Source organism: Brevundimonas staleyi, assembly GCF_041893865.1.
In the GTDB taxonomy this organism is placed as follows: domain Bacteria; phylum Pseudomonadota; class Alphaproteobacteria; order Caulobacterales; family Caulobacteraceae; genus Brevundimonas; species Brevundimonas staleyi.
On record NZ_CP169082.1, the window covers coordinates 251,785 to 271,578 of the forward strand.

The following is a 19,794-nucleotide window of genomic DNA, read 5'->3' on the forward strand; positions in this document are numbered from 1 at the left end:
GGATGACGGAGTTTGGATCAGGCGAAGTGGAACAGGTCCAGCTTCGTGCCTGCGGCAATGTCGGAAGCCGCCGTCCGCCCCACGACCGCGTCATGCCGCGCGGCGGAAATCCCGTCGCCGGGACGCAGAGCGATCAGATCCTCCGCTGCGATCACCGCACCGGCCGCGATGTCCCGTGCGGCGTAGAGGCTGCGACGCGCCACCACCATGATCTCGCGCTCGGCCTCGACCGGGCGTTTGATCCCGTCGCCGAGCGAGGCCTCTACCGCTCGCACCCCGGCGATCAGGCCGGTCAGCTCTTCGGGCGACAGGGACATGGCGTGGTCGGGGCCGGGCATCGCCTTGTCGAGGGTGAAATGCTTCTCGATCACCATCGCGCCGCGCGCCACGGCGGCCAGGGAGACGGCGTCGCCCAGCGTATGGTCCGACCAGCCGACGGGCTTTCCGAACGCCTCGGCCAGGGTCTCCATGGCGCGCAGGTTCGCGTCCTTCGCCGGGGCAGGATAGTTGGAGACGCAGTGGAGGATGGTCAGGCCGGGGTCGCCGTTCTCCGCGATCCAGCCGACCGCCTCGGCGACCTCGTCCAGCGTGCTCATGCCGGTGGAGAGGATGACCTCGCCCCCTGCCTCGGCCGCCAGCCGGGCCACGCCCTTCACGAAGGGGGCGTTGGTGATCTCGCCGGACGCCAGCTTGAACCGCTTCATGCCGATCCCGGCCAGCATCCGGGCGCTGTCGATGTCGAAGGGCGAGGACATGAACTCGATCCCCACCGCGCGGCAGTGGTCGGCGATACGCGCGAAATCGGCGTCGGGCAGTTCCAGCCGTTTCAGCATCTCGGCCTGGCTGGCCGCGCCGTCGCGGGCCTTCTGATACTCGGCCATGGGCGCCTCGGGGGTCGAAATGGCGCCCGATTTGAACGTCTGGAACTTGACCGCGTCGGCGCCCGCCGCCCTGGCCACATCGACCAGCTTCAGCGCCAGATCGAGGTCGCCGTTGTGGTTCACCCCGGCCTCGGCGATGAAGACCACGCTCATCGGGCGATCTCCCTGGCCGGATTGCCGACGACGACGGTTCCCGCCGCCACGTCCCTGACCACCACCGCCCCCATGCCGATCACAGCGCCCTCGCCGATGATCAGACCCTCGCGGATCAGGGCGCCGGCCCCGATCTCGACCCCGTCGCCGATCCGGACCGAGCCGTTGACTGTGGCGCGGGGGCCCAGGGTGACGAAGTCGCCGACGACGCAGTCATGGGCGACGCCGGCATAGACATTGGCGATCAGGTGCCGACCGACGACAGCGTCGGCGTTGATCAGGGCATGGTGCGCGATCAGGGCGCCGGGGGCGACACGGGCGCTGTCGGCCACTGTCGCGGATTTCGCGATCACGCTGAGAGCGCGACAGCCCAGGGCCTCCAGCCGTTCGGCGACGGCCCAGCGGGCCTCGGGCTTGCCGATGGCCACGGCGAACAGCCGCTCGCCCTGCATGGCTGTGAACTCGTCCTCGGACAGGACCAGATGACCAGAGACGGCCGGTCCCGCCTGACGTTCGACGAAGACGACACGGTCCACGTCCACGCCCAGATCGGGATGGGCGGCGATATGGGCGCGGGCGAAGGGCATGGTCTCGCGGCCGTGGCCGCCCGCCCCGATCAGTCCGAACATCGCCTGTTGAGACGCCATGGACGCAATCCTAACGCCTGATTTGCCCCGTCACTCAAGCGAACGATCAGAGACGGTCCAGCCGCTCCGCGTGGCCGCCGACCATCTTGAGGGCGGCGCCGTTGGGCAGGAGCTTGGCCAGAGCCTTCATGACGTTGTTCATGGCGCCCGGCGTGACCTGGGGCCGGTTGGCCTCGCAGGCCTCGTAGCCGACGCGGGCGACATGTTCGGCCGTCTGCCACATCCAGGCCGGATAGGCGGCCGAGACCTCTTCCCGCGACCCGTTCACGTCGTGGAACTCGGTCAATGTGTAGCCGGGGCACAGCGCCGTGACGTGGACGCCGGTCCCCCGCGCCTCCAGCCACAGGCCTTGGGACGCCTTGATGAGGAAGGACTTTATGGGGCCGTACAGGGTGTCGCCGCCCGTCGCGGGCATGTGGCCGGCCAGGGAGGCGACGTTGATGATCCGACCGAAACCACGCTGAACCATGCCGGGCATCAGCAGGCGCGACAGGGCGACGGGGGCCAGGAGCATGACCTGCAGCATGGCGTCGTGCGCGGCCGGATCCGTCGTCAGGAAGCCGTCGGTGCGCGAGAAGCCGGCGTTGTTGATCAAGCCGTCGACCGTCAGGCCGCGCTCCGTGATGGCGGCGACCAGCTGGGCCGGAGCGTTCGGGTCGGCCAGGTCGGCGGTGATGACGGTCGCCGTCTGACCGTGGGTCTTCCAGATCTCTTCGGCCAGGGCGGTCAGGGCCGCCTCGCGCCGCGCGGTCAGGATCAGGTCCCAGCCCTTCTCGGCATAGACGCGGGCCAGGGCGGCGCCGATGCCGGCCGAGGCGCCGGTGATCAATATGGTAGGCAATGAGGTCTCAGGCAGAAGCGACAGACGGTGCGACAGGGGGCTCTGTACCAAGAAGTCGAGCTTTCTGGACCTGGAATTCGTGTTCAGTGATCGCGCCTTGGTCCCTTAGCGCCGCGAATTTTCCGAGTTCGTCGACGGGCGATACCGAGCGATGCGCGGTCGCGCTGGCGTCGAGCCGCCTCATCAGGTTGCCGTTATGATCTTGGATCATGCCGGGGATGAGGAAGAGGTCTACCAAAAGCCAGACCCCCAACGGGATCAGGAACAAAAGACCAAAGCCCGCCGCCAGCAGGAGAACCCAACCGAGCAGAGACAGGATCAATTGAGCAACCGCCGAACCTGTTCTGCCGAGATAGAAACGATGCCCGCCGAATCCGCCGGTGAAGAACCACAACAGGTACGCAACGCCTGCAGATTTCTTGGAGGCCTCAAAGGCCATCAACGCCTGAGTGTCTTTGCTCAGGCCCGAGCTCGTTTCGGACATACAACCCCCTGAAAGTCCCGAGGAGAAGTAGCCACGAAGCGTGGCGTAAGATCAACCGAAAGTTAGTCCGATCAACTCAAGCTGCGACGGCGCCGGCGGCGCGGATGGCCTCGGTGCAGGCGGGGTGGGGCTCAAGGCCGTCCAGGGCGGTCGATTTCTCGGCCAGCAGGTCGGCGATGGTGATCTTCGACAGGGACTCCGAGGCCGCCTGATCGGCCAGGGTCAGGACCTTGGCCACCTGACGCGGGATATGCTCGCCGATGGGGCAGCCCTTGGCGCCCTGCGGCGGCGAGCCCAGGTGGGCGCAGCCGTTCACGGCCTTCAGCACCTCGTCCAGGCGAATGTCCTGGGGCTGACGCAGCAGCCAGGAGCCGCCCGACGCGCCCGGACGGGTCGCGATCAGCCCGGCCTTGGACAACAGGGCGGTCACCCGGCGAATGACGACGGGATTGGTCGGCACCGAGGCCGCCAGAATGGCGCTGGGGCAGGCGCGCGCGGCGTCATACGCATCCTTGTGGGCCAGATAGGCCAGGGCGTGTGCGGCGACGGGAAAGCGTTGGCTGTCTGACATTTTCGTCCGGTTCCAGACCCCAAGGTAGGCACGAGAGACCAGATTCACAAATCCCGCGTGTCGACTGATCGAACACGGTGCAACTGAAACCGTTTCCGTGCGATTGAACCGGCCGCGGAATGAGCCTACAGGCCCTCCGCTTTGATGGGCCCGCCGACCGCGGCGCCCGGAGGATATTCATGGCTGGGGACGCATCCCCCGGCGAAGGCGCTCCCCCCGCCTCGCCCGCTCAGACCACCGCCGCTCCGGACGGTCATGCCGCGCCCCAAGGGCACGGCAAGGCCGGATTCTGGGCCCTGACCATCGGCGCCATCGGCGTCGTCTTCGGCGACATCGGCACCAGCCCGCTCTACGCCCTGCGTGAGGCGATCGGTCACGCCCGCGACGGCGTCGGCGGCGATCTGGCCATCATCGGCGTGGTGTCCCTGGCCTTCTGGGCCCTGATGGTCGTTGTGACGTTCAAATACGTCCTCTTCCTCATGCGCGCGGACAACAAGGGCGAGGGCGGGACCCTGGCCCTGATGGCCCTGGCCACCCATGCGATCGGCCGTCGGTCGGCCTGGATCTTCATTCTGGGCGTCTGCGGCGCGGCGCTCTTCTATGGGGACGGCATCATCACTCCCGCCATCTCGGTGCTTTCGGCCATCGAGGGGGTGAAGGACGCTCCGGGCGTCGGCACGCGTCTGGACGCCTTCATCGTGCCGATCTCGGCCGCCATCCTGATCGGCCTCTTTCTGGTCCAGTCGCGCGGCACGGCCAAGCTGTCGAAATATTTCGGCCCGCTGACGGCGGTCTGGTTCCTGTCGCTGGGGGCGCTCGGCCTCTATCACATCTTCGACGACATCTCGGTGCTGCGGGCCCTGTCGCCCCACTACGGGGTGATGCTGCTGATCAACGACGGCTTCCTGGGCTTCATCATCCTGGGCAGCGTCTTCCTGGCCGTGACGGGGGCCGAGGCCCTCTATGCCGACATGGGCCATTTCGGAAAGGCGCCGATCCGCGCCGGCTGGCTGTGTTTCGTCCTGCCCTGTCTGACCCTGAACTATCTGGGCCAGGGCGCCCTGATCCTGGCCCACCCCGGCGCGGCCGAGAACCCGTTCTGGTCCATGGTGCCGCAGTTCGCCTACTGGCCCATGCTGGCCCTAGCCACCATCGCCACGGTCATCGCGTCGCAGGCCGTCATCACCGGCGCCTTCTCGGTGACGCAGCAGGCCGTCCAGCTGGGCCTCCTGCCCCGTATCGACATCCGCTTCACCTCGGAGACCCAGGCCGGACAGATCTTCGTGCCGGCGGTGAACACCTTCCTGATGGTCGGGGTCCTGACCCTTCTGTTCGTGTTCCAGAGCTCGCACAACCTGACGGCCGCCTACGGCGTGGCCGTCACCGGGGTCATGCTGATCAACACCCTGATGGCCTATTCGGTCATCACCAAGAAGTGGAAATGGCCGCTGTGGGCGACGTTGGGCGCCCTCATTCCGTTCGGCTTCATCGACAGCGTCTTCCTGACCTCGAACCTGCTCAAGATCCCCGACGGCGCCTGGCTGCCGCTGGTGCTGGGCGCGGTGCTGGTCCTCATCATGTGGACCTGGACGCGCGGGTCCCAGATCCTCTCGGCCAAGGCCAAGAAGGACAGCCTGCCCCTGACCGACCTGATCGAGATGCTGCGGGCCCGCCCGCCGCATCGCTCACCCGGCACGGCCATCTTCCTGACGAGCGACCCCGACGTCGCGCCGGTCGCCCTGATGCACAATCTCAAGCACAACAAGGTGCTGCACGAGAAGAACGTCATCCTGACCGTCCGCACCGCCGAACGGCCGCGGGTGCCCGACAGCGAGCGGGTCAAGATCGAGCCGATCAACGACGACTTCAAGAAGATCACCCTCAGCTACGGCTTCATGGAAAACCCCGTGGTGCCGCGCGCGCTGAGCCTGTGTCGCAAGCAGGGGGTCAAGTTCGACATCATGTCGACCAGCTTCTTCCTGGGCCGCCGCTCGGTCGTGCCGTCGTCCTCGCAGGGGATGCCCCTGTGGCAGGACAAGCTCTATATCTTCCTCATGCGTAACGCCGCCAACCCCACCGACTTCTTCCACATCCCGCCCGGACGCGTGGTCGAGCTCGGCACACAGGTCTCGGTTTGAGCGGCGGGACCCCGAAAGGGAAAAGCAGCGCCGCGCGCGGTCGCCGCATGGCCGACAAGGCGCGCGGGCCGCGTCGCGAGCCGATCCAGCGCACGGGCGAACCGGACGCCGCCGCCGACATCGGCGTCGAGGCGCGCATCGCGGCCGGCATTCTGCTGAACGCCGCTCTGGAGCGTCGCAACGGTCTGGACGAGGCCATGGCCTCGGCCGAGCTGAAGAGCCTGCCCGGCCCGGATCGCGCCTTCGCCCGCGCGGTGGCCATGGCGGCGCTGCGTCGTCTCGGCGAGATCGACGCCATCCTGAACCGCCGCCTGCAGAAGTCGCCGCCCGAGGCCGTTCGCACCATCCTGCGCGTGTCCCTGGCCCAGACCCTGGTGCTGGACACCCCCGCCTTCGCCGCCGTCTCCACCGCCGTGAAACTGGCCGAGCGCGACGCCAAGACCCGGCCCTACAAGGCCCTGGTCAACGCCGTCCTGCGCGGGATCGAGCGCGAGGGGCCGGGCCTGACCACGGCGGAATCGAACCTGCCCGACTGGATCGCCGCCCGCTGGAAACAGACCTATGGCGAAGCGGCGCTGGCGGCCATCGCCCTTGCCGCCCGCGACGAGCCGCCGACCGACCTCAGCCTGAAGCCCGCCGAGGACGCGAACGCCCTGGCCGAGGCGCTGGACGGTCAGGTCCTGACCGGCGGCACGGTGCGCGCCGGGGTGCGCGGCGACGTCGCCGCCTGGCCTGGATACGAGACCGGCGGCTGGTGGGTTCAGGACGCGGCCGCCGCCGTCCCCGCCCGCCTCTTGGCCGCGAAGTCCGGCGAAACGGTTCTCGACATGTGCGCCGCGCCCGGCGGCAAGACCCTGCAACTGGCCGCGACCGGCGCGACCGTGACGGCGCTGGACCGCTCCGAGCCGCGCCTGCGTCGCCTGCGCCAGAACCTGGACCGCACCGGCCTCTCGGCCGAGATCGTCGTCACGCCGGGCGAGGACTGGGAGGACGAGCGCACTTTCGACGCCGTCCTGCTGGACGCGCCCTGCACGGCCACCGGCACCCTTCGTCGCAATCCCGAGGTGCTCCGCGCCACCAAGCCCGCCGACGTAGCCAAGTTGGCCGATGTCCAGCATCGGCTGCTGGACGCCGCCGCCGAACGCGTCGCGCCGGGCGGCCGTCTGGTCTTCTGCGTCTGCTCCCTGGAGCGGGAAGAGGGCGAGACCCAGATCATCGCCTTCCTGCGCCGCAACCCCGCCTTCAGGACCGCCCCCGCCGATCCGGCGGCGGTCGGCGCGCCGGCCGAGGCCCTGACGCCCGAAGGCTGGCTGCGGATCCTGCCCTCCATGTGGGCCGAGACCGGCGGCGTGGACGGCTTCTTCGCCGCGCGGCTGGAGCGGATTTAGTTTCCATCCGTGCACCCCAGCGAAGGCTGGGGTCCAGATGGAAGACCCGGCTCGCCTGAGCAGAGTGACGGGTGCGCTATCCCAGCCGCCTGAATTCGTGATCTGGACCCCAGCCTTCGCTGGGGTGCACGGTGATAGGGGTTAGGCCGCGACCCGCGACCGCTCCTCCGTCGCCCCCAGCGCCCGGTTCAGCGCCGCCGCCAGGGCGGGGATGTCCAGCGGCTTGGTCAGATAGTCGCGGAAGCCCGCCGCCTTGCCGCGCCGGATGTCGTCCGGCATGGCGCTGGCGCTGAGGGCCAGCACGGGCAGGCCGCGCGTCAGGGGGTCGGCGTCCAGCCGCGCCTTCAGCTCGAACCCCGACAGGCCCGGCAGGTTGATGTCCAGCAGGATGACGTCGGGGCGCAGGTCCCGCGCCAGCGACAGCCCCTCATGCCCGTTCTCGGCCACATGCAGCTGGATCGGACCCAGCGCCGCCACGACGTGGCGCATCAGGGCGATGTTGGACGGATTGTCCTCGACATAGAGCATGGTGGCGCCCGCCCTCACATTGGCCAGGGTCCCGGTCGGGATCGGCGAGGCCGTCATCGGCTGGGCCGCCGGGCGGGCCAGGGGCAGGTGCAGGGTGAAGGTCGATCCCTCCCCCTCCACGCTGGCGCACTCCAGACGCCCGGTCATGGCCTCGGCCAGACGACGCGACACGGCCAGGCCGATGCCGGTTCCGGCGACGTCCGAGGTCTCCCGCCCCAGACGGTTGAAGGGCTGGAACAGCTCCGCCATCCGGTCCTCGGGAATGCCGACGCCGGTGTCATGGACGGACAGGGCGACGCCGTCGGCCGTCTGGCGCACCTCCAGAAGGACGTCGCCGCCGGCGCGATTGTATTTGATGGCGTTGGACACGAGGTTGATCAGCACCTGACGCAGCCGCGTCCGGTCCGCCACGACGCCCAGACCGGCGGTCGGAGCGGGCGCGCGCAGGGTCACCCCCGCGGCCTCGGCGGCGGGTCTCAGATTGTCGCAGACCTGGCGGACCACCAGCTGGGGATCGACCCGCTCCACCGACATCGAAAGCTTGCCGGCCTCGATGCGGGCGAGGTCCAGCACCTCCTCGATCAGGCTGAGCAGATGCTGGCCGGAGCCCAGGATCTGTTCGACGGCCTGGGACTGACGCCGGGTCAGGGGTTCGGCCGCCTCGTTCATCCGCATCAGCTCGGCGAAGCCGATGACGGCGTTCAGGGGCGTGCGCAGCTCATGCGACATGCCCGCCAGAAAGTCGGACTTGGCCTGGCTGGCGGCGGCCACGGCCTTGGCCTGTTCGTCCGAAGCCTCCAGCGCCAGACGCAACTCCTGCGTGCGTTCGGCGATGCGACTTTCGAGCGAATCATTCAGCTCGGCCAGGCGCGCGGCCTGTTTCCGGGCCTGCAAACCCAGTCTGACACCCGCCAGACAGCCTGACAGGGCCAGGGCGACGATGAGCAACACGAATTCCATGACGATCCTCCCGATGGGAAGAGCATCACATCTTTAAGTTGCATTATCGTAAACCGAAGATTGCGCTCCGGCGGCGATCACTCGCCGTCGGCGGGGGCCTCGGCCTTCTTGCGCGGCGCGCGGCGCTTGGGCGCGGCGGCCTCTTCGGTCGCTTCGGCGGCCGGAGCGGCGGCGGGCGCCGACGACCGGGTCAGGAAGCCGGGCAGGGCCTGGGCCGTGTCGTCCGAGGCCTCGGCGCGCGGCGCGCGCGGGCGGCGGGCGGGTCGTTCGGCCGGTTCGGCGGCGGCCTCGACCGGGGCGGCTTCGGCCGGCGGGGTGTAGCTCACCGGCGCGGTGGAGGCGATGAAGTCGCCGGCTTCGCGACCGCTCTCGGTGCGGCCTTCGTTACGACCCTCGGCCTCTTCCCAGGTGCGGGTGTCGGGCGTACCGCCCTCGGCCTCGAAGCGGCGGTTGCGTTCCTCGCGGCGACGCTCCCAGCGTTCGCGACGGGTCTCGCGGCGACCGCCGCCCTCGCCCTGTTCGCCCTCGGCGCGTTGGCCGTCCTGACCGTCGCGGTTCTCGCGCGGCGGACGCGGGGTCCATTCGCGGTCGCGATCGCGGTTCTGCCCGTCCCGGTTCTGATTGCCGTCGCGGTCGCGCCATTCGCGGTTCTCGCGCGGCTGCTGGTTCTGGCCTTCGCCGTCGCGGGGCTCGTTCTGCTGCTGGGCGGCGCGTTCGGCGGCCTGTTGCGCGGCGAGGAAGGCGGCGGCCTGGGCGCCGGATTCGTCCTCGAAATCGATGTCGAAGCCCTGACCGGCCAGTTCGCGCGCGGCGATCTCGCTCACCGGACGCGCCGGCTGCAGGGCGCGCAGGACGCGGAAATAGTGTTCGGCGTGCTGGAGATAGTTCTCGGCCAGAACCCGGTCGCCGGACGACGAGGCGTCGCGGGCCAGCTGCTGGTAGCGCTCATAGACGGTCTGGGCGTTGCCGCGGACCTTGATGTTCTCGGGGCCTTGCGAGTCCCACGAACGGTTGGGGTTCGCCGCATTCGCGTTGCCGCCGCCGCCACCGGGTTTCCGGTTGCGCCCGCGCTGACGCTTCATGCCCTTGAAATCTCTCATCGGACGCTACCGTGTGCTTTCGAGAAAACGGCCGGATCGCTGCTTGAGCGTCGGACTCGTTCGTTTCGTCGTTCCGTCTCGCGCGGGGCCAATCCCCGCTGTCGATGTGATCGGAAATCTGTCGTCGCCCCGTGGTCCGCCGGGCGACCGGCCCGACCGTCACATGCCCCGAGCGCGCGAACTGGGCCGTGTTCCGGTCCGAGGCGTGCGGTTTGGGTGGGAGACAGCGAAGACTTAGCGCGCGCCGTGCGGGTTTGAAAGAGGTTTTTGGTCAGGGCAGCTCAGGGCGATCTTTCCAGATCGGATCTCGGTCCCAGTCCAGCGACAGGTCGTCCCAGTGCGGATTGTCCCGCTCGATCAGGTTGATCTTCCACGGCCGAAGATACCGCTTCAGCGACTTTTCCTTCTGGATCGCGCCGACCATCGACCCGAACGACTGGTACCAGACCAGGCGATGTAGACCGTGCTTGCGAGTGAAGCCGTCGAAGCGGCCCTCCCTATGCTGGCGGATGCGTTGATAGAGGTTCGAGGTCACTCCGATTTACAGCGTGCCGTATAGCTTGTTGGTGGTGATGTAGACGGCGATGAACGGGCGTTCGCGCATCCCTGAACCCTCCCCCGTCATCCTCGGGCTTGTCCCGAGGATCCATTCGTCGGCAACACGGGAAGCGAAGAGTGACGCACCCGCATAACGCGAGTCAATCGGCCGATTTCGATGGAGGCGTCATGGATCCTCGGGACAAGCCCGAGGATGACGGAGTGCAGGCGACGCCCGGGGACTACCCCTGACGGATCGGCGTCGTGCGGGGATCGGGGCCGTTGGTGACCACGCGGTGCCGGTCGCCCAGATCCTTGACCACCTTGACGTCGGTGAAGCCCGCCGCCTCGAACAGGGCCTTGACGGCCTCGCCCTGATCCCAGCCGATCTCGACGGCGAAGACGCCCGTGGGCTTGAGGATGCGGGCGATCTCTGGGGCCAGGTCGCGATAGGCCTGCAAGCCGTCAGGTCCGCCATCCAGCGCCAGCACCGGATCGTGGTCGCGCACCTCCGGGTCCAGACCCGGAATGTCGTTCGACGGAATATAGGGCGGGTTGGACACCACCAGGTCGAAGCTGTCGTCGCCGAAGCCGGCCGCCCATTCGGTGCGCAGGAAGGTCGCCCGGTTGTCGAGATCGAGGTTGGCCGCATTCTCCTTGGCCACCGCAAGCGCCTCGGACGAGATGTCGGTGCCGACCCCCGTCGCGCCCGGCCGGTCCGCCAGCACGGCCAGAAGGATGGCGCCCGACCCGGTGCCCAGGTCGATCATGCTGAACTGTTGCGCCGGCTCGAAGGCCAGCATGGCGATGTCGAGGATGGTCTCGGTGTCCGGCCGGGGGCTGAGCACGTCGGGCGTCACGTTCAGCATGATCTTCCAGAAGCCCTTGCGGCCCAGGATGCGCGACACCGGCTCGCGGCGCAGGCGGCGCTCCAGATAGCCGGCAAGCGTCGCCGACTGCTCGGCCGTCAGCGGCCGATGCGGATCGGTCAGGATTTCCAGTCGCGAGGCCCCGGTCGCGGCCTCCAGCAACAGGCGGGCGTCGATGGCCGGGCTGTCGATCCGGGCGGTTTTCAGCTGTTCCTGGGCGGCTTTCCAGGCTGCGACGAGGGAGGGGGTGTCGGTCATGGGGATCGGCTCGGCGGACGGCGTCATGGAGGGCGGAAAGCGCGCGGACAGCGTGCGTTCCCGCGTCTGGCGCGGGTCAGTGCCTCAAGCCCCGGTTTCAGGCAAGGTCAGGCGACCTTGATCGGCTGAGGAGGAATCGCTTCGCGATTCCGCTGAGGCCGTGAATCAAGGTCTCTGATAATGGAAGCCCGGCCCGACCGGAAAACCGCTAACACTTTTCCGGGCCGGGCTTGGCCGGAACATCGGCCGCCGCCGAGCCGTTTCCCCGCCGATGAAATCTCCCCTCGCGCCCCGCTCGTCCGCCCGCAGAAACCTCGTGTCGGGGCCATGGGCCTTCGTCGGCGCCGTCATGGGCGGTCTGGCCGCCGGGGCCGGCGCGGCCCACCTTCTCTACACCCAGGGCCACAGATACGGCGTCGAACTGCGCGCGCCCCGCCCCGAACCCGAACCGCCCAGGCCGCCGACGCCGGAAGACTACGAGGCCAAGGAACCCGGCCGGGGCCGGATGGCCGAACGCCCGCGCCAGATCCCGCACAAGGGCTGGATCGACATCTTCTGGCGCGTCGGCATGGCCTATTTCGGCGACCGGGTCGGCTTCGTCGCGGGCGGGGTGACCTTCTTCATCCTGCTGTCGATGTTCCCGGCGCTTGCGGCCTTCATCACCATCTACGGCCTGTTCGCCGATCCGACCGATGCGGCCAGTCGCGTCGCCTTCCTCTATTCGGTCCTGCCGTCGAACGTGGCCCAGTTCATCAATGCGGAGCTGACCCGGCTGGCGGCGGGCTCGACCGGCCAGCTGACCTTCACCCTGATCTGGACCCTGGCCCTGTCGCTTTGGACGGCCAACAACGGCATCAAGACCCTCTTCTACGGGCTGAACGTCGCCTATCACGAGGTCGAGAAGCGCAACATCGTCCGCTACAACCTGCTCTGCTTCGCCTTCACCCTGACCGGGCTGGCGGCGGTGCTGATGAGCGCGGCCCTGGTCGTCGGCGTGCCCGTGGTGTTGGGCGTGTTCGGCCTGACCGAGGAGTGGGACCAGCTGGCGCCCCTGCGCTGGCCCTTGCTCTTCCTCGGCTATGTCGGCGCCCTGACCGTCATCTATCGCTTTGGCCCCTGCCGTCAAAGGGCGCGCTGGCGCTGGCTGACGCCGGGCGCCCTGTTCGCGGCCAGCCTCAGCGTCTTCGTCTCCTTCGTCTTCAGCTGGTACCTGACCAATTTCGTGCGGCTGGACTCCTACGGTCCCCTGGCCACGGCCATGGGCTTCCTCCTGTGGACCTGGATATCGGTGCAGGTGATCCTGATGGGGGCCGAGGTGAACGCCGAGATCGAGCACCAGACGGCGATGGACACCACCACGGGCGCGCCGGTGGCCATCGGCGAGCGCGGGGCGGTCATGGCCGACAGCATCGGTCCGCGTCGCGGCAATCCGGCCGCGCTTCGCTTCACCCTGAAGCACGCCGAGGCCCTGGCGGACCGGCTCTCGCGGCGGCGTGATCGGACGTGATCGGCGTTCCGGCCAAGCTGGAGTCGCAATCTCGCCCGTCAAGGCCTATCTCTCTGGCCATGAGTAACAATTTTCGTCCCACCACCCTGGAACGCGCCTACGAACTCGCCCGCAGCGGACAGTGCCGCACGGTCGGCGACATCAAGTCCCAGCTGCAGGCCGAGGGCCACGAACGGGTGCAGGACCGGCTCTACGGCTCGTCCCTGACCTCGGCCCTGAGGAAGCTCTGCGTCGAACACTATATCGCCCCGCCGGAAGAGGATGCGGCGACGAAAGCGAACGAGGCCTGATCGTCTCCTCCCCGTCGCTTCGCGATGGGGAGGTGGCAGCGAGCTCTTAGCGAGCTGACGGAGGGGGCGACCGGGTCTCGACGAGCGAGCATCTGCCAGCCCTCACTCCGAATATCGCCTCGCCCCCTCCGTCACGGCGCTGAAGCGCCTCGCCACCTCCCCATGCTGCGCACGGGGAGGAGACATTCGACCACGCTTGCCGTTGCGGTCCTTGACGCGTAATCGCGCGGACGATGTTCGGCCTCGCCAACCCCGCCCGTTTCATGAGCTTCACCCGGCCGCTGACGCCGGTGCTGTGGGCCGTGACGGCCGTCCTCTTCGCCGTCGGCGTCTGGCTCAGCTTCGCCGCCCCCGGCGACTACCAGCAGGGCGACACGGTGCGGATCATGTTCGTCCATGTGCCCGCCGCCTCCATCGGCCTGATGGTCTATGCGGCGCTGGGCGTCTCCAGCTTCTTCGCCCTGGTCTTCCGTCACCCCCTGGCCGACGCCGCCGCCCGCGCCGCCGCCCTGCCCGGCGCCGCCTTCACGGCGCTCGCTTTGATCACCGGCGCCCTGTGGGGTCAGCCGATGTGGGGCACCTGGTGGGTCTGGGACGCGCGGCTGACCAGCGTCCTGGTGCTGTTCCTCTTCTACCTGGGCTACATGGCGCTCCGCGCCTCCATCGACGATGAGCAGAAGGCCGCCCGCGCCGCCGCCGTCCTCGGCCTCGTCGGTCTGATCAACCTGCCGATCGTCAAGTTTTCGGTCGATTGGTGGAACACCCTGCACCAGCCGGCCTCCCTGCTGCGCGCCGGAGGGTCCAGCCTCGACCCCGTCTTCCTCGCGCCCCTCCTGACCATGATGGCGGCCTACGCCGCCCTGTTCCTCGCCGTCTGGCTGACGTCGATCCGCACCGAGATCACGCGGCGCCGCGTCCAGACCCTGCGCGCCCGTCAGGCGCTGGAGGCGTAAGAATGCTCGACCTCGACATGAGCCCCTACGCCGCCTTCGTCTGGCCCGCCTGGGGGATCAGCGTGATCGTCCTGACCGCCGTCGTCGCCCGCGCGGTCACGGCCTCCCGCAAGTGGAAGGCCGAACTGAAGAAGCTGGAAGGCGACCAACCGTGAAAAGATGGTTCGCGGTCATTCCGCTGGTGGTGCTCGTCGCTCTCGCCGCCCTGTTCATCGGCTGGTCGCTGAAGCGCGACCCCGAGTTCAAGCCGGACGCCCTGGTCGGCCAGCATGTGCCCGAGACCGTCCTGCCCATCCTTCAGAACGGCGTCGCCGGGCCCCAGAACGTGGACATCCGCACCGCCGGGGTCGGCAAGCCGATGATCGTCAACCTGTTCGCCAGCTGGTGCGCCCCCTGCCGCATCGAGCATCCACGCCTGCTGGAGCTCAAGGCCCAGGGCATCGCCGTCGTCGGCGTCGCCTACAAGGACGAGCCCGAGGCGACCCAGGCCTTCCTCGACGAACTGGGCGATCCCTTCGCCATGGTTCTGGTGGACCGCGAGGGCCGCGCCGGCCTCGACCTCGGCGTCTCCGGCGTGCCCGAGAGCTTCGCCGTCGACGCCATGGGCCGCATCGTCGCCAAATCCTCCGGTCCCCTGCTGACCGACGCCGATGTGGACCGCCTCACCGCCGCCCTCGTCGCCCCGACGCGTCCCCTGCCCACCGCCACGACGCTGGAAGAGGCCAAGGCGCGCCGGGACGCCGCCCAGTAGTCTCCCTCCGGGCTCGAGTAGCGAGACGCCGCGCGTCGAGCGGTAGCCCACCAAGAAAGCCGTTAACCCTTTTTCGACAGGAATCGTTAACCCTGTCGGCATGAGCACGATCCGGCCCGATCTTCCGTCCAACCTGCCCCAGGCCAACCCGGCGGCCCCCTCGGCGCAGGTCAAGGCGGCGCAGGCCGCCTTCTTCCGCGCCGCGCTCGGCGAGGTGCAGGCCGCCGCACCCCGCCCTCAGGCCCAGCCGACGGCTCAGACCACCCAGACGACCCAGGCCGAGAGCCCCCGCCTGCCCCGTCTCGGCCAGCATCTCGACATCCGCGTTTAAGATTTCCGCCGAACACTGACAGCCTGAGGTGACCCCGCGTCCCTCCGGTGCTAGACGCGCGCGCATCCTCACCTCCCCCAGGATCGCTCCATGCCCGCCGCTCCCGATTTCCCGCCCGCCCCCGACGCGGTGAAGCCCGTCCGCGCCCTGATCTCCCTGTCGGACAAGACGGGTCTGGAGGCGGCCGCGCGCGCGATGCACGAGGCGGGCGTGGAGCTGGTCTCGACCGGCGGCACCCGCGCCGCCATCGCCGGTTTCGGTCTGCCGGTGAAGGACGTCGCCGACCTGACCGGCTTCCCCGAGATGATGGACGGCCGGGTCAAGACCCTGCACCCCGTGGTCCACGGCGGCCTGCTGGGCGTGCGCGACGCCGCCCCGCACAAGGCGGCCATGGACGAGCACGGCATCGGCGCCATCGATATCGTCTGGATCGACCTCTATCCGTTCGAATCGACCGTCGCCTCGGGCGGCGGTTTCGACGCCGTGATCGAGAACATCGACATCGGCGGCCCGGCCATGATCCGTTCGGGCTCCAAGAACCACGGCTATGTCGCCGTGGCCGTGGACAGCCAAAGCATCGGCCTGATCGTCGAGGCCCTGAAGGCCTCCGGCTCGACCTCGCTGGCGCTCCGCAAGCAACTGGCCGCCCGCGCCTTCGCCCGCACCGCCGCCTATGACGCCGCCGTCTCGGGCTGGTTCGCGGGGCAACTGGAAGACGCCGCCCCGGCCCGCAAATCCATCGCCGGCTCACTGGCCCAGACCCTGCGCTACGGCGAGAATCCGCACCAGACGGGCGCCTTCTACCGCACCGGAGAGGCCCGCCCCGGCGTCGCCTACGCCCAACAGATCCAGGGCAAGGAGCTGGGCTACAACAACATCGCCGACGCCGACGCCGCCTATGAGCTGGTCGCCGAGTTCGAGGCCCCGGCCTGCGTCATCGTCAAACACGCCAACCCCTGCGGCGTCGCCGTTGGCAAGGATCTGTCGGAAGCCTATGCCCGGGCCCTGGAGTGTGACGCCGTCTCGGCCTTCGGCGGCGTCATCGCCGTCAACCGCCCCCTGAACGGCGCCGACGCCCGGGCCATCACCGAGATCTTCACCGAGGTCGTCATCGCCCCCGGCGCCGACGACGAGGCGAAAGAAGTCTTCGCCGCCAAGAAGAACCTGCGCCTCCTGATCACGGATGGTCTTCCGGACCCGCACGGACCGGGCGAGGTCTTCCGGTCGGTGGCCGGCGGCTTCCTGGTCCAGTCGCGCGACCGTTCGCTGATCAGGCCTTCGGATCTCAAGATCGTCACGCGTCGCCAGCCGACCCCGACCGAGATCCAGGACATGCTGTTCGCCTTCACGGTGGCCAAACACGTCAAGTCCAACGCCATCGTCTACGCCAAGGACGGCCAGACGGCGGGCATCGGCGCCGGCCAGATGAACCGCCGCGACTCGGCCCGCATCGCTGCCATCCGCGCCCGCGAGGCCGGCGAGGCCAAGGGTCTGGCCCATTCGCTGGCCGAGGGTTCGGCCTGCGCCTCCGAAGCCTTCTTCCCCTTCGCCGACGGTCTTCTGGAAGCGGTCGCCGCCGGCGCCACCTCGGTCATCCAGCCGGGCGGCTCCATGCGCGACGCCGAGGTCATCGCCGCCGCCGACGAGAAGGGCATCGCCATGGCGTTCACGGGCGTGCGGGTGTTCAGGCACTGATGGCTTACGTCCCCTCTCCCCCTGCGGGAGAGGGAGACCGCACACGGCGGCGGAGCCGTCGTCCTTGTGCGGTCGGGTGAGGGGTGAAACTGGCTCTAACCGATGAGCCGTCTGGCCGACCCGGCTCGTCTGCGTCTCCGTACCCCTCATCCGTCAGCCTTCGGCTGCCACCTTCTCCCGCAAGGGGAGAAGGGATATGCCTTTGACATGGACACCCTCTCCGACCGCTGGGCGAAGCTGGAGCCCTTCACCACCATCGTCGGCCCTGACGACGACCGGCCGCGTCCCACGGCCATCCTGTTCCACGGCTGTGGCGGCCTGAGGGGTCACCTGCCGATGTACGCCAAGGCCGCGAAAGAGGCTGGCTGGCGGGCGGTGATCGTAGACAGCTACGCCCCGCGCGGCTGGTCGAGAGAGTTCGCCATGGCCACGGTCTGCACCGGCCTGATCCTGCGCGGCTGGGAGCGGGGCGGCGACGTGGTGGCCTCGATTCAGGGCGTTTCGGCCCGGCCCGACGTGGACGAGACCCGCATCGCCCTGGCCGGCTGGAGCCACGGCGGCTGGGGCATCATGGAGGCCATGAGCTGCGACCCCAATCCGGCGACGGCGCTGGGCGTGCGCGACGCGGAATGCGCCGACCTGTCGGGCGTCAAGGCGACCTATCTGGCCTACCCCTACGTCGGGGTCGCGGCCCTGAACCGGATGCGGCCTTGGCGGCATTGCCCGAAGACCCTGGCCGTCATCTCCCAGCGCGACCACCTGACCACGGTCCGGAACGCCCAGAGGGTCCATGACATGGTCCGGAACTGCGGCGCCGAGGTCGAGACCTGGGTCGCGCCGGGCACCCACAGTTTCGACGAGCCGATGACGGCCCTGCCGATGAAGTACGACGCCGACCTGACCACCGAGGCCATCGGCCGGTTCCGGGCCCTGCTGGAAGATGTCGCGGTCGCCCCGCGCCCGGTCCCGGCCGCCGCATGACCACCCTGGCCGAACGCTGGGCGATGCTGGAGCCGTCGTTGGTCGTCCGCCGCCCGGACGGCCCCGGCCCCTTCCCCGTCGTCCTTCTGTTCCCCGGCTGCGGCGGGATCCGCGAGCATCTGCATCGCTATGCCAACGCCGCCGCCAAGGCCGGCTGGATGGCGGTGACGGTCGAGAGCTTCAAGGCGCGCGGCTGGTCCGAGGCCTTCGTGAGAAGCCTGGTCTGCACCGGCTTCCTGCTGCGCGGCGGAGCGCGGGCGGGCGACGTCATGGCCGCCGTGACCCATGCCGGAAGCCTGCCGGACGCCGACCCGACGAAGATCGCCGTGGCCGGCTGGAGCCACGGCGGCTGGGCCATCATGGACGTGATGACCCTGCCGCTCGACGAACCCGGCGGGGCCGAGGCGGGGATCAGCGACCCCGAGAACACCGACCTCAGCGGGGTGAAGGGCGCCTTCCTGGCCTATCCCTACATCGGCTTCATCACCGCCAGCCGACATCGGGACTGGAAGCGGCGGCTGGACGGATTGGTGGTCATTCCGACGCGGGACCACATGGCCGGGAAGAAACAGTACGACCAGGCCCTGACCCATGCGCGGGCCTCCGGCTCAGTGCTGCAGGAATGGCCCATCGACGCCACCCACGCCTTCGACGAGCCCGGCCTGACCCACCCGCGCATCCATTACGACCCCCGCGCGACGGTGAAGACGATCAAGCGGTTTGCCGACTGGCTGAAGAGTCTCTAGCCGAAGCTCGCCTCCACCCGGATGGTCGCCTTGACCGAGTGGGCCATGTCGCAGTGCTCGTGCGCCTGATGGTGCAGGTGGTCGAGTTCGGCCTGATCCGGCTGGCGGCCCGAGAAGGTGGCGACGGGACGCAGGGTCACCTCGGTCATCAGGCTGCGACCGGCTTCGTCCCGGCCCAGAACGCCCGAGGCGTGATCCTCATAGCGATCCACCACGAACCCGGCCCGGGCGGCGAAGTCGAGGAACCACAGCATGTGGCAACTCGACAGGGAGGCGACCATCGCCTCCTCCGGATCGACGGCGGCGGGGTCCGAGAAGGGCACGCGCACGCTGGTCGGAGCCGAGGATCCCCGCACCACCGCCCCGCCGTCGAAGGTCCAGTCGTGGGCGCGGGAATAGCGTTTGTCGCTGAACGGCTGGTCGCCCCGGCTCCAGGCGATGGTCGCGACATGCTCGCTCACGGCGGTCTCCTATCTGAAGATGGTGTAGGTCATCGGTGCGCGGACCTCGAAGCCCAGAGACCGATAGAAGGCGATGGTCGCGTCATGCAGGGCGAAGGCGTGCAGGAAGACCTGTTCGCCGCTCGCCAGGATCTCGCCCGCCACCGCCCGCGACAGCCCCGCCGCATAGCCCTTGCCGCGATGATCGGGGTGGGTGCAGACGCCGCTGAGCTCTGTGAAGCCATCGACCCGCAACCGCCGCCCGGCCATGGCGACCAGCCGGCCGTCCTGCTTCACCCCAATGAAGGAGCCCAACTCCCGCGTCCGCGACCGAAACGGCCCCGGCTTGGTCAGAAGCGCCAGTTCCAGCATCTCGGGCGCATCGGCCTCGGTCAGGGTTTCGTAGGCGAGGCCCGGTCCGCCGGGCGTCAGGGCCGCGCAGGTCATCTGAACCAGGGCGATCCGACTGACGACCTCGACGCCCGGCAGGTCCAGCTCGGCCATCGGTCCGTCGGCGTGCTCGACCATGCCCGCACCGGGGTGACGCCGCGCCAGATCGGCCATGGCGGCGACCGTCTCGGCTGAGGCGTCAACGCCTGAAACGAAGATGCCGATATCCGGATCGATCCGCACGGCGCGCGCGTCGGAGTCGGCCGTCGTGAACTCCGACAGCCGCGTGTTCAGGGCGTTCCAGACGGCGCGGTCGAGGGGATGGCTCATGGCGACGCTTTAGCGCGCGCCGGAT

The 19,794-nt window shown here is 69.0% G+C and carries 22 protein-coding genes; 11 read left to right on the forward strand and 11 right to left on the reverse strand.

The features are described from left to right. Positions 1-17: 17 nt before the first annotated feature. The 5 genes from neuB to ACETK8_RS01315 all read right to left on the reverse strand — a co-directional run bounded on the left by neuB (position 18) and on the right by ACETK8_RS01315 (position 3,577). Positions 18-1,034: an N-acetylneuraminate synthase gene (gene neuB / locus ACETK8_RS01295; RefSeq protein WP_374037709.1), complete on the reverse strand. Its 1,017-nt coding sequence runs from the start codon at positions 1,032-1,034 to the stop codon at positions 18-20. Then, positions 1,031-1,681 (reverse strand): acetyltransferase, encoded by a 651-nt coding sequence (locus ACETK8_RS01300; RefSeq protein ID WP_374037710.1) that lies wholly within the window; start codon positions 1,679-1,681, stop codon positions 1,031-1,033. Before ACETK8_RS01300 ends, neuB begins: the two co-directional genes overlap by 4 nt. Positions 1,682-1,727: 46 nt before the next feature. Further along, on the reverse strand, positions 1,728-2,522 hold the full coding sequence (locus tag ACETK8_RS01305) for an SDR family NAD(P)-dependent oxidoreductase (RefSeq protein WP_374037711.1): 795 nt from the start codon (positions 2,520-2,522) through the stop codon (positions 1,728-1,730). Positions 2,523-2,529: 7 nt separating this feature from the next. Beyond that, positions 2,530-3,006, reverse strand: coding sequence for an NINE protein (locus ACETK8_RS01310; protein WP_374037712.1), 477 nt, complete (start codon positions 3,004-3,006; stop codon positions 2,530-2,532). A gap of 76 nt (positions 3,007-3,082) precedes the next feature. Then, on the reverse strand, positions 3,083-3,577 hold the full coding sequence (locus ACETK8_RS01315) for an Rrf2 family transcriptional regulator (protein WP_374037713.1): 495 nt from the start codon (positions 3,575-3,577) through the stop codon (positions 3,083-3,085). A gap of 179 nt (positions 3,578-3,756) precedes the next feature. Here ACETK8_RS01315 and ACETK8_RS01320 point away from each other — a divergent pair, with 179 nt between their 5' ends. After that, entirely contained in the window at positions 3,757-5,715 is a 1,959-nt protein-coding gene (locus ACETK8_RS01320; protein WP_374037714.1) for a potassium transporter Kup, read from the forward strand. Between the two features lie 47 nt (positions 5,716-5,762). Next, entirely contained in the window at positions 5,763-7,103 is a 1,341-nt protein-coding gene (locus ACETK8_RS01325; RefSeq protein WP_374037715.1) for an RsmB/NOP family class I SAM-dependent RNA methyltransferase, read from the forward strand. A 141-nt stretch (positions 7,104-7,244) separates the two neighbouring features. Here the strand turns inward: ACETK8_RS01325 and ACETK8_RS01330 are convergent, their stop codons facing one another. The 4 genes from ACETK8_RS01330 to prmC form a co-directional block, all read right to left on the reverse strand. Continuing rightward, positions 7,245-8,591, reverse strand: a complete 1,347-nt coding sequence (locus ACETK8_RS01330) for an ATP-binding response regulator (protein WP_374037716.1) — start codon at positions 8,589-8,591, stop codon at positions 7,245-7,247. 77 nt (positions 8,592-8,668) lie between these two features. Next, complete coding sequence (locus tag ACETK8_RS01335) at positions 8,669-9,691, reverse strand: DUF4167 domain-containing protein (RefSeq protein WP_374037717.1); 1,023 nt, start codon at positions 9,689-9,691, stop codon at positions 8,669-8,671. A gap of 271 nt (positions 9,692-9,962) precedes the next feature. Beyond that, complete coding sequence (locus tag ACETK8_RS01340) at positions 9,963-10,226, reverse strand: GIY-YIG nuclease family protein (protein WP_374037718.1); 264 nt, start codon at positions 10,224-10,226, stop codon at positions 9,963-9,965. A 244-nt stretch (positions 10,227-10,470) separates the two neighbouring features. Next, positions 10,471-11,355, reverse strand: a complete 885-nt coding sequence (prmC, locus tag ACETK8_RS01345; protein ID WP_374037719.1) for a peptide chain release factor N(5)-glutamine methyltransferase — start codon at positions 11,353-11,355, stop codon at positions 10,471-10,473. Between the two features lie 271 nt (positions 11,356-11,626). Here prmC and ACETK8_RS01350 point away from each other — a divergent pair, with 271 nt between their 5' ends. From ACETK8_RS01350 to ACETK8_RS01390, 9 genes are all read left to right on the forward strand, one after another. After that, the gene (locus ACETK8_RS01350; protein WP_374037720.1) at positions 11,627-12,862 is read left to right on the forward strand and encodes a YihY/virulence factor BrkB family protein; all 1,236 of its coding nucleotides are present in this window, start codon (positions 11,627-11,629) and stop codon (positions 12,860-12,862) included. A gap of 59 nt (positions 12,863-12,921) precedes the next feature. Next, complete coding sequence (locus tag ACETK8_RS01355) at positions 12,922-13,152, forward strand: hypothetical protein (RefSeq protein WP_374037721.1); 231 nt, start codon at positions 12,922-12,924, stop codon at positions 13,150-13,152. Positions 13,153-13,385: 233 nt separating this feature from the next. Continuing rightward, positions 13,386-14,105 carry a heme ABC transporter permease gene (locus ACETK8_RS01360; RefSeq protein WP_374037722.1) on the forward strand — a complete coding sequence of 240 codons (720 nt, stop codon included), beginning with the start codon at positions 13,386-13,388 and terminating at the stop codon, positions 14,103-14,105. 2 nt (positions 14,106-14,107) lie between these two features. Continuing rightward, positions 14,108-14,260 carry a heme exporter protein CcmD gene (gene ccmD / locus ACETK8_RS01365; protein ID WP_374037723.1) on the forward strand — a complete coding sequence of 51 codons (153 nt, stop codon included), beginning with the start codon at positions 14,108-14,110 and terminating at the stop codon, positions 14,258-14,260. Then, on the forward strand, positions 14,257-14,856 hold the full coding sequence (locus ACETK8_RS01370) for a DsbE family thiol:disulfide interchange protein (RefSeq protein WP_374037724.1): 600 nt from the start codon (positions 14,257-14,259) through the stop codon (positions 14,854-14,856). The genes ccmD and ACETK8_RS01370 overlap by 4 nt, the downstream gene beginning before the upstream one ends. 100 nt (positions 14,857-14,956) lie before the next feature. Next, positions 14,957-15,187 carry a hypothetical protein gene (locus ACETK8_RS01375; RefSeq protein WP_374037725.1) on the forward strand — a complete coding sequence of 77 codons (231 nt, stop codon included), beginning with the start codon at positions 14,957-14,959 and terminating at the stop codon, positions 15,185-15,187. 90 nt (positions 15,188-15,277) lie between these two features. Next, a complete protein-coding gene (gene purH, locus ACETK8_RS01380; RefSeq protein WP_374037726.1) occupies positions 15,278-16,882 on the forward strand; it encodes a bifunctional phosphoribosylaminoimidazolecarboxamide formyltransferase/IMP cyclohydrolase in 1,605 nt (534 codons plus the stop codon). 207 nt (positions 16,883-17,089) lie between these two features. Further along, positions 17,090-17,863: a dienelactone hydrolase family protein gene (locus ACETK8_RS01385; protein WP_374037727.1), complete on the forward strand. Its 774-nt coding sequence runs from the start codon at positions 17,090-17,092 to the stop codon at positions 17,861-17,863. Beyond that, positions 17,860-18,609 (forward strand): dienelactone hydrolase family protein, encoded by a 750-nt coding sequence (locus ACETK8_RS01390; protein ID WP_374037728.1) that lies wholly within the window; start codon positions 17,860-17,862, stop codon positions 18,607-18,609. The genes ACETK8_RS01385 and ACETK8_RS01390 overlap by 4 nt, the downstream gene beginning before the upstream one ends. Here the strand turns inward: ACETK8_RS01390 and ACETK8_RS01395 are convergent. Both ACETK8_RS01395 and ACETK8_RS01400 read right to left on the reverse strand, forming a co-directional pair. Continuing rightward, positions 18,606-19,070: an OsmC family protein gene (locus ACETK8_RS01395; protein ID WP_374037729.1), complete on the reverse strand. Its 465-nt coding sequence runs from the start codon at positions 19,068-19,070 to the stop codon at positions 18,606-18,608. The genes ACETK8_RS01390 and ACETK8_RS01395 overlap by 4 nt on opposite strands. Positions 19,071-19,079: 9 nt before the next feature. Then, positions 19,080-19,769: a GNAT family N-acetyltransferase gene (locus ACETK8_RS01400; RefSeq protein ID WP_374037730.1), complete on the reverse strand. Its 690-nt coding sequence runs from the start codon at positions 19,767-19,769 to the stop codon at positions 19,080-19,082. Positions 19,770-19,794: the final 25 nt, after the last annotated feature.